General features: G+C 49.0%; 1 protein-coding gene. It reads right to left on the reverse strand.

Translation table 11 applies throughout. The features are described 5' to 3' along the window. Positions 1-185: 185 nt before the first annotated feature. Positions 186-11,432, reverse strand: a complete 11,247-nt coding sequence (locus BN1546_RS25970) for a non-ribosomal peptide synthetase (protein ID WP_090739282.1) — start codon at positions 11,430-11,432, stop codon at positions 186-188. Positions 11,433-11,481 lie beyond the last annotated feature (49 nt).

Here is an 11,481-nt window from a genome sequence, read left to right on the forward strand (position 1 = left end):
CTCCGCATGGAAGCCATCAGCATGGCGCTATGAAATCATCGCACTTCCCATCGTGGGAGTGCACATGATAAAGCGAATCCTGATCGAATCGCGTAAGTGGAAGGCTTCTTACTTATTCGATCAGGATTCATGGGTTACAGATTAAAATTGGTGATAACTTCTAATCATTCGTCAAGCGTAGATTTTCAAGAATTATGATGTGTTAAACCTTGTGCCATGCCTTTGTCCATGTTCCGGGTAATCTTTTGTATCGCGGCACGGATACCTTTTACATTTTCTTCGATAAATCCGGGTTCCAGCAGTTCATAATGACTCCCAATCAAGCTATGTTCTTCATAGCTTCCTTGTGTAGCGTCTTTCCATAAAAGTCGATTATCTCCTGTGCCCTTCACCGTTTCCGATCCAACGGCGTCAAAACCATGAATATTCGCCTGAACCTTTTCAGTGTTCACAAGCTGATTGCCATACACCGCATAAGCGATCATTTTACGCTGGTACGTTTCATTCAGCAGCTCGCGGTAAGATTCAGGAACCTGTTCCAGCATCGCATGAATTTCCTGCTCTGTTTCTTCGTCTGTGAAAGGCAGGGCTTCCGTTCTTTTGACTGAATCAAGCATAAAAATGTCGGATACAGCATGACCTTGACGCTCCAGTGTAGAGGCAACCTTATGCGCTAGATTCCCACCTATGGAATAACCAAGTAGTACATACGGACCTTGCGCTTGCGTGCTGACGATAAGATCAACATAACGTGCCAACATTGCCTGCTCATCCGCAGCATCATCTACGAACTCTAACCCGTACACGACTGCGTCTTGATCCAGTTGTTTCGCAAGCTCTGCAAACGACAGCCCGTATCCAAGCATCGGCGGAAAGCAGAAGATGGAGACCGGACCGTGTTCATTCAACCGAATGATTGGACTATCAGCCTTGTATTCCAGATCAGCTTTCAATAATGTGAGCGCCTGCTCTTCTATGGTCGGGAACTCCAGCACACTACGTATAGGAAGCTCAATGCCTGTGGCAAGGTGAACTTTGCGTATAAGCTCCAGTACTTTCAAGGAATGTCCACCCAACGTGAAAAAGTCATCGTGGATACCCACTTGTGGAATATCAAGCACTTCCTGCCAAATGGCTGCCAGTAACTGCTCCACGTCGGTTCGCGGTGCAACATATTCTATACCCGTGCGCAGCGCTGTGTCCGGCGTAGGTAACGCTTTTCGGTCGATTTTGCCGTTGGCCGTCAGCGGAATACGCTCCATCTGTACGAATACGGATGGAATCATATAGCTTGGTAGACTGCCCAATAGTACAGCTCGAATCTCACGGACAGTCAGCTGCTCATCAGCCGTGAAGTAAGCACATAATTGCTGCTGACCTATTCCATCCTGCAAAGCAATAACAACGCTGTCCCGCACGAGCGGCACACTTGCCAACCGTGCCTCCACTTCGCCCAGTTCAATTCGATAACCGCGAATTTTCACCTGATGGTCAATCCGGCCCAGATATTCAATGTTGCCGTCCGGCATCCATCTTGCCAAATCGCCTGTACGGTACATCCGCTCATAGCCTGCTTTGCCTCCAGCAAACGGATCTTTCACAAATTTCTCGGCCGTCAGCTCTGGACGGTTCAGATAACCTCGGGCTACACCTACACCGCCGATGCACAGCTCACCCGCGACCCCGATCGGCTGCAATTGCTCTGTGCCTTCCTTCACGATGTACAGACGAATGTTCTGAATCGGTTTCCCGATCGGAATAACCGCATATTCCTCATCCGGCTCGCAATCGAAGTACGATACGTCCACCGTCGCTTCGGTTGGACCATACAGGTTGATCAGCTTCGCTCCGGCCAAGCTCGACACGAGCCGCTGGAACCGGGCCACATGCTGTGGCGGTAAGGCTTCACCACTGGCAAAAACATGGCGCAGCGTGCCTAGCTTCGCTTGCATCGCTTCTCGTGGTTGCTGCTCCACATACTCCAGGAACGCATGCAGCATGGCCGGTACAAAGTGCATCGTGCTCACGCCATCACGAGCAATCGTGTCCACAATCTCTTCCGGGTTCTTTTCCCCGCCGACTGACAGCAGACTCACCTTCGAGCCGACCATCGACCACCAGAACAGCTCCCACACCGACACGTCAAAGGTGAAGGCGGTCTTTTGCAGGATCGTATCTTCCGCACTTAAGCCGTAACGATCATGCATCCACAAAATCCGGTTCAGCACGGAATGTTGCTCCACCATTACGCCCTTCGGTTTTCCGGTGGAACCGGAGGTATAGATCACATAGGCGACATGGTGCGGTCCGGCCAGTGGCTCCAGATTCGAGCCATCTTCGTGATAGATGTCCTCGTGATCTAGCACAAGCACCTGGCCATCGAAGCTCAGCGATGCTTGCTCCGCTAAACGCGATTGCGTCAGCACCAGCTTCGCTCCCGAGTCCTCCAGCATAAAGCAGATGCGGTCGGCCGGAAATTCCGGATCAATTGGCACATAGGCTCCGCCGGCCTTGAGGATCGCATAGATGCCTACGATCATGTCTAGCGAGCGATATACCATAATACCTACCGACTGATCTGGTTTAACCCCCTTCGCGCGCAAAGTCCGTGCAAGGCGGTTGGCTCGCTCGTTCAGTTCACGGTAAGTTAAAGATTGTTGGCCCCAAACGACGGCGATATGATCCGGCGTGCGTTCCACCTGCTCCTCAAACCGTTTTTGGATCGTCTGATTGTAGGGATATGCTAAGGCCGTGTCATTAAATTCTCCTATAATCTGTTGTTTTTCTAAGGCTGTAACCAATTCCAGCTCTTCAACGCAAACATTCGGGTTAAGCAAAATTTGCTCTAGCAGATGCACAAAATGTCCGTGCAGACGTTCAATATCTGCTTGATCAAAGCAGAGTGCGTTATACATAAAACGAATTTTCATGCCTTCTCCCGGCATAACGACGATGCTCAAATCATAGTTAGTCTGTTCTGTAGCCGTCACGTTGGAGACCGATAATAACTCCTGCCCGTCACTACCCATTTCTTCAATCTGCTCATCCACCGGATAATTTTCAAACACCATAATATGGTTAATTAAATTCTGTTTCTGGTCGGTCAGTGCTTGAATTTCAAACAACGGATACGTATCATACGCATGAGAAGCCAGCGCTTGCTCCTGCATTTTCTTCATAACTTCCGCAAAAGCTTCCCCTGCTTCACTACGGATGCGAACAGGAATCGTATTAATGAACAAGCCAATAATATCCTCGACCCCTATAATATCCGATGGACGACCTGAGACGACACTGCCAAATACAACATCACTATGGTTGTTGTACTTTTGCAGGAGAATCCCCCATGTGGTTTGCAATAATGTATTCATGGTCACCTGATACCGCTTGGCCGTCTCCTCCACCCGGAGAGCCAGCTCATGCTCCCAATCCGTCATCCAGTCACTGGCCATATAGCCTTCACTCTTGCGACCGGATTTTACAACTGGCAGTGCTGTTTGCTGCTCATACCCGGACAAATAGCTGCTCCAGTAGTCGGCTGCTGCGGTGCGATCCTGTGCTTCCAGCCATTCAATAAAGCGACTGTAAGGCACTGCCGGCGCCAACTCCGGTACTCTGCGCTCCCGAAGTGCTGCATAGCTCTCAAACACTTCTTTGTTTACAAGGGACAGACACCAACCGTCCATCACAATATGATGGAAGCTCCACACAAAATGATAACGATCTTCCCCAGTGCGCAAAATCGCTACACGCAGTAGGACATCCCGACGCAGATCAAAGCCTCGTGCTTTATCTTGCAACTTGAAATTGGTCAGCTGTGTATCCCTTGTATCGCTATCCAGCTCTCGTAAATCTTCGTAATAGAAGCCACAATTCCGGTTTCGATACACTACCTGCAAAGGCTCCGTATCCCGTCCAAAATAAAAGTGTGTACGCAGCGCCTCATGTCGCCGAACTAGAGTATTCAGGCTTTCTGCAAAAGCATGAATGTCCAGCTGACCTTGCATATCATAAGAAACCTGCTCAAAATACGCGTCATTGGCAGCTGCTTGACTATCGAGTTGACTGTGAAACAGCATCCCTTTTTGCATTGGGGTCAGGGTATAGACATTGTCGATCTCACCCGTAGCACCCATCTCAGACAACAAGCTGTCCAACTCCTCAACACGCATTCCTTTATAGGAAATATCGCTTGGGGTTAGCTCTGGATGTTCTTTATGAATGCAATGCTTCAAAATTTCACGCAGGCTCGATTCCAATAAACTGGCCAATCGCTCGATCGTCTCTGGTCGATAGCTGGTACGACTATAGCTAATTGTCAGCCCCAGTTGGCCTCCTGAAATGATGCCGCCAAAATCCAGCGTATACGTCCGAGCCATAGTCGGGCTAAGTGGCATACCTCCACTATAAGGAGACGACTGCAGGTCATTTCCCTTCATATCCTGATCAAATTGTCCTAAATAGTTAAAGCTGATCTCAGGATCTACCTCACATAGGGCTGGAGATACTTCGGCTAAATATTTCAGTATCCCGTAACCTATTCCTTTTTGCGGAATACTGCGCAATCCTTCTTTCGCATGCTTGATTCGCTGCGAAAGAGCCGTTTCTTTTGGCATATCGAGTAAAACAGGATATTGGCTTGTAAACCACCCAATCGTCCGGGTAATGTCCATCTCTGGTAAAATGGCTTCACGACCATGTCCCTCTAGATTAATTAGGAAACGATCATGACCACTCCATGCTTGCAATGCCATTCCTACTGCTGTCAGCAACAGGTCATTAATTTCTGTACGGTAGGCACGATTGGCCTGCTTGAGCAGCTGCTCTGTCTCTTCGTGTGTCCACAAAGCAGTAACCGACTCACTATCGCCAATCAATGGCTTGTCGTGCTCGTTATGTCCATAATCTTGCGGCAGAGGTGCCGGTTTCGCTTGTGCAATCCCCGCCCAATACGTCCGCTCACGTTCCATCGCTGGGCTGTTGGCATAGGCGTGCAGCTTCTCGGCCCATGTTTGAAACGAATTCGTCTTGTGCGGTAACTGAATCACCTGCTCGCCCTTGGCGGCTTGCTCATATGCTGTCGCCAAATCCTCGAATAGGATGCGCCAGGATACCCCATCCACTGTCAAATGGTGAATCACGACCAACAGATGATCTCCATCCGGGCAACGGAATAGGCCGAGCCTCATCAATGGCCCTTCGCTCAAGGAAATACTGGATTGAATTTCATTGCATTTAGCCTCAATCATTTTCTCCAAATTCTCTTCAATTACTTCGCTATCCCTATAGTCAAAGCACTCCAAATGGTACGGTTCGCCTTCCCCTACACCTCGGTTCCATGCCGTATATCCGTTCTCCGACGAACGAAAAGTCATTCGCAAGGCGTCATGGTGCGCTGTAATCTGATGGAGTGCCAGCCGAAGTGCCCGTTCGTTATAGCCTTCCTGCCGATAGAGCATGACAGATTGGTTGAAATAATGTGGTTCATCCGTTGACTGTTCAAAGAACCAGCGCTGAATCGGTGTAAGCACAACATGTCCCGTAACCTCACCCTGCTCGGCTACTCGTTTAACTGGCTGAATATATGTGCTCAATCCTGCAATCGTTGGATATTTGAACAAATCCTTCATTTCCAGCTTGTATCCAGCCTGAAACAAGCGGGACGATACTTGGATAGCCTTGATGGAGTCACCACCCAAATGGAAAAAGTTATCTTGTGTGCCTACCTTCTGTATACCCAGAATGGCTCCCCAAGCCGCAGCCAAGGCCAGTTGGACATCTGTCTCAGGTGCCACATAATCCATACCTGTATCGACATTAGGCTCAGGTGCAGGCAGTGCCCTACGGTCTACTTTGCCATTCAGTGTCAAAGGCAGTTTCGACAGCTGCACAAAGTAGGAAGGCACCATATAGCTCGGCAGATCCTGTGATAACACACTACGTAAGTCGCTAGCGCTCAATTCGCTGTCTGTTACAAAATATGCACACAGCTGTTTTTGCCCGCTATCGTCCTGCCGCACAGTAACAACAGATTCCTTCACACCTGCAATCGTGGACAAACGGGTTTCAACTTCACCCAGTTCGATGCGGTAGCCGCGAATTTTGACCTGCTCATCCATTCTTCCCTTGTACTCCAGTACGCCATCAGCACGCCAACGCACCAAATCCCCTGTACGATAGCAATATTCTTCAGGCCGGAATGGACTTTCAATAAACTTTTCTGCCGTAAGCTCAGGCCGGTTCAGATACCCGAGTGCCACGCCATCGCCACCGAGAAGGAGCTCGCCCCACGCCCCGACAGGCTGCAATTTTAACGAACGATTGACCACATAAATGGTGGAATGATCAATCGGACGTCCAATGGGAACACCTTGAGTTTGCGGTTCTGTAATTTCATAGGTGGTGGAAAAGGTCGTGTTCTCTGTCGGCCCATAAACATTACTCAACCGAAGCTGCGGGTACTCCTTCAGCACGCGGTTAACATGTGGTACGGACATCACATCCCCACCCACGAGCAATTCCTTTAGGGATGCAAACACTTCAATGTCTTGCTGTGAATGCTGATTGAATAAAGCCGTGGTCATGAACATGGTGTTAATACGATACTTGTTCATCACTTGTTTGAACTTGGCAGCATCCAAAATAGTGTCATGATTTACTACATATAATTGACCGCCGTTCAGCAGCGTTCCCCAGATTTCAAACGTGGAGGCATCGAATACAACTGCGCCCATTTGCAGCATACGCGTATTTTCATCAAGCGTGGCGTAGCTATTGCCTTTCACCAACCGTGCGACATTACGGTGATTGACCATAACGCCTTTCGGCTTGCCTGTCGTACCAGAGGTGTATATGACATGCGAAAGATCTAAGGCAGACCCCCCATTTGTAATGGAAGCTGATTCATGAGTATGAGTGTATCCTTCAAATTCGCTGCTCCATAGTTGCGCATCGCTCAAATCGATAACCGGAATACCTGGTTCAAAAGAAATCTGCTCACGTCGCTGTGACAGTAACAGCTCGGCACCGGAATCCTCCAGTAAATAACGGATACGCTCTTCCGGATACTCGGGATCAATAGGAACGTAAGCCCCGCCTGCCTTCATAATAGCCAGCATGCCCACGACCATTTCAATGGAACGCTCAGCTACTATCCCTACTCGCTGTATCTGAGCCCCGGACCCACGCCGTATCCCATGGGAAGTAAGGACACATGCCAGACGATCGGAACGCTCATTCAGCTCGCGATAAGTGAGCTGTGTGTCCGCAAAGGTGACCGCTAGTCGATCTGGCGATTGTGCAACCTGTTCCTCGAACAGTACATGCAGTAATTGATCCCGTGGATACGGAGAGTCTGCTGCTGTAGTGCTGAATTGCTCCACCAGCTGCTCTTTTTCTTGGGCCGAAACCATTTCTATAGCCGCAAGAGCGATCTCCGGCTGTTCTATAACCACATTGATTAGCTGCTGTAAATGTACAGCCAGTCGTTCGATGGTTTCGCGTTTGTACAGCCGGGTTCCGTATTGAAAACCGCAGGCAATTTGTTCCCCATCCTCCTGCGCGAACAGACTTAGATCAAATTTGGCCGTTGTTTGTTCACTCGGATAGGGCGCTAATTGCAGCTCTGCCAGCTGCTGCTCTGTTTGCTCCAGGTTTTGTAAAGCAAACATGGTATCAAATAATGGATTGCGGCTTAAATCCCGATCCACGCCCAGCTTTTCTACCAGCTCTTCGAAAGGATAATCCTGATGTTCAAAAGCCTTTAACGCGTTATCCTTGACCTCCAGTACATAATCGCGGAATGTTTTCCCGCCTTCCGGATAATTGCGGATCGCCAGTGTATTGACAAACATCCCAATCAGACTGCTAAGATCAGCATGAGGCCGCCCCGCAATCGGCGAGCCGACAATGATATCCTCCTGCCCGCTGTATTGGCTAAGCAAAGTCGTATAGGCAGCCAACAGCACCATATATAAGGTCGATTCGGTCTGCATCGCAATGCCTTTTAATCCTTCGCTTTGCCGTTGATCGAGCGTAAATTCCAGTACATCTCCTTCAAAGCTTCTCACCGCCGGACGTGGATAATCCGTCGGGATATCCAGCACTGGCAGCTCTCCTGCGAAGGTATTGAGCCAGTAATTTTCCTGTTCCTGATAGCGTTCACTTTGCTGCTGTTCCTGCTGCCATGCGGCATAGTCCTTATACTGAATGCGCAGCGACGGCAGCGTGTCCCCCGCATATAAGTGGATGAAGTCCTGAATCAATACATTTATAGAGGTGCCATCCGAAATGATGTGATGCATATCTAGCAGCAAAATATGATGCTCTGGCCCAGTTTCAATCAGACCCGCCCGGAACAGCGGAGCATGCGCAAGATCAAACGGCTGAACAAAGCCATGCACCAGCTCATCCGTTTCCTTTTGGTCAGCTCCGTGGGCATGAATCAACTCCACGCGAAAAGGAACCTCGTCATGTACTCGCTGGACAGGTTCACCGTTCATGCTCTCAAAGCTTGTGCGCAATGTTTCATGGCGATTAATAAGCTGACGGAACGCGTTATCCAGTGCCTTGTAATCAAGTGAACCGGTCAATGTCAAGGCGCCTGGTATGTTATAGCTAGTTCCCGCTCCATCAAGCTGATTGAGAATATACATCCGTTTTTGAGCCGAGGATACCGCATAAAATGGCTTATTTCCCGAAACAGGAATGGATTCATAGGTGGTTTGCTCCAGTGCTTCAATAACCTGCGCAAGCTGTTCGATGGTTGGGTGCTGGAACAGGTCCTTTAGCTGCACATTTTTATGCAATTCCTTATGGATGAGCGAGATGACATTTGTCGCCCGTAAGGAATGACCTCCTGCTTCAAAAAAGTTATCCTTAATCCCAATGCGCTCAAGTTCCAGCACATCTTTCCAAATGCTGACCAGTTGTGCTTGTAACTGATTTTGAGGAGCTACATATTCTGCACCTGAGCTTATGCTTCCCTGCGGCTGAGGCAAAGCTCGGCGATCCACCTTGCCATTAGGCGTCAATGGCAACTGCTCCAACTGCACAAAATACGACGGCACCATATAACCCGGCAGTTCCCGGCTCAAAGCGCTGCGGAGCTCACTTAACTGTGCATTCGCATGAGTTACTACATAAGCGCAGAGCTGCTTTTGCCCCTGCTCATCCTCATGTGCAGTCACAACAGCTTCTCGCACCACCTCCAGCTTCAACAGCTGCGCTTCCACCTCGCCCAGCTCGATCCGGTAACCCCGGATTTTCACTTGCGCATCGATCCGTCCCTTGTATTCCAGCGCCCCATCTGCATTCCAACGTACCAGGTCCCCGGTGCGATAGCAGCGTTCGCCGTTACGGAACGGACTATCGATGAACTTTTCAGCCGTTAAGTCCGGACGGTTGCGGTATCCACGTGCCACCCCATCACCGCCCACTAGCAACTCACCCCATACCCCGACGGGCTGAAGCTGCATCGAACGGTCCACGACATATGCTGTCGAATTATGGATCGGTCTGCCAATTGGCACAGATTCCGATTGCACACCGTTGATCGCATGCACTGTGGAAAAGGTCGTATTTTCAGTTGGGCCATAGATATTACTGATTCGCAGGGACGGATGAGCCTTCAGCACCCGAGTCATATGTGGTACGGACATCACATCACCGCCGACCAGCAGTTCCCGTATCCCCTCGAACAGCGCCAGATCCTGCTGAGACAGCTGGTTAAAGAGCGGTGTGGTCAGAAACATCGTGGTAATGCCGTGGCTGCGTACAGCTTCCTTAAGCTTAAGCACGTCCAAAATGACATCCTGACTCACTAGCACAAGCTGTCCACCATTTAGCAACGCCCCCCAAATTTCAAAGGTGGACGCATCAAAGACAACAGACCCAGTCTGCAAAATGCGCGTGTCCGCATCCAAACGTGCATAGTTTGCATGTTTCACCAAACGAACGACATTGCGATGTTCCACCATTACCCCTTTGGGCTGGCCTGTTGTCCCTGAGGTGTACATAATATAGGCCAATCGATCAGCTGCGGTCGCCTTCGGTTGTTCTTCAGCTGCATAAACCTGCTGTATTGGTTTAGCTTGTTCTGATTGCGTAGCTTCTGTTGGGATAGTTGTAGTAGAAGCAAGTTCGGGACTAGCAGAAATAGAATAGAGTGGGTTTAGGCAGTCCACATATCCCATATTACCCGTATCTGTACTCATCCCGTTATCATACGACAAAACGGAATTGCAGCGATCAGCATCATCTGTTTCATAGATCGCATCATCACTCAGGTCAAGTACTATTCCCTTAAAATCTGTGGGCCGATGCTCCATTTTTTGTACAAGTAGTATCTTGGTCTCGGAATCCTCCAGCAAATAACGCACGCGCTCGTCCGGGTAATCAGAGTCAATCGGAACATACACCCCGCCTGCTTTAAGAATCGCGAGCATGCCTACAATCATCTCAATCGAGCGCTCAGCTACAATGCCGACTGTCTGTTCAGTACGGATTCCCTGCTTACGTAAAAAATGAGCCAGTCGGTTGGCCTTTTCATTTAATTCTTCATAGGTTAGGCTATTGGGTCCAGACACTACTGCCACCTGCTGTGGTACCTGCTTCGCCTGTATCTCGAACAATTCATGAATGGAAGCATCACGTGGATAATCTACAGCTGTATCGTTGAAAGTATGAACCAGCTGCTCTACTTCTTGTTCTGACAGCACTTGTGCTGTGCAAATTTCCAACTCTGGCTGATGTAGAACAACGGTATACAGCCGTAATAGCTGCTCAACAAAGCGTTCAATCGTCACCTGGTCGTAACGGTCGCTACTGTATTTCACGTTTAGAGAAACTGCAGCATTTTCCCATTGAAATTGAAAATCCAGCTCAGATTGCACGTGATGTAGAAAATCAGAAATGTGAATATTTTGCAAGGAGGCCGTGGTGTGGATAAGAGGCTTGTCGTCCTTGTTACGTAGGATTTCAAGCCCCTCGGTATAGTTCCAAAAAGGAATATTTTGGTGTTCAATAGCTTCGCTGACAGAGGTTTTGATCTGAGACAGCAAGGTTTTGAAGGTCGTTGAAGAATCCAGCGTATTTTTCAATAAAAGCAGATGGTTGATTGGCTTGGTAGCACCGTTGCCAGACTTGGCTACAGGAATGCCCAGCAGCACACTTTCTTCACCTGTGTATTTATGCAATAAACTTTCTACTCCAGCAAGCAGAACCATAAATACAGCCCATGGAGCCCCACCTGTTATAGATGATATTCTTTGGGATATTTCTGATGGAAATGTCAGCGTGTACGTATGACAATTAGAATCTGTTGCAGCTGTATCCCTGGACACATGGTTGGTATATGGCAAGCAGATGATACGATCCTCGGATTCCAGCTTATGACTCCAGTAATTTTTCTCTTTCTCAAATAAGGCTTTCAATGACATCCCTCCTGCTTTATGGGGTCTGTACCCCGGTTGGAATGGTGCG

The organism is Paenibacillus sp. Mc5Re-14 (assembly GCF_001049835.1).
GTDB classification, from domain to species: Bacteria; Bacillota; Bacilli; order Paenibacillales; family Paenibacillaceae; genus Paenibacillus; species Paenibacillus polymyxa_C.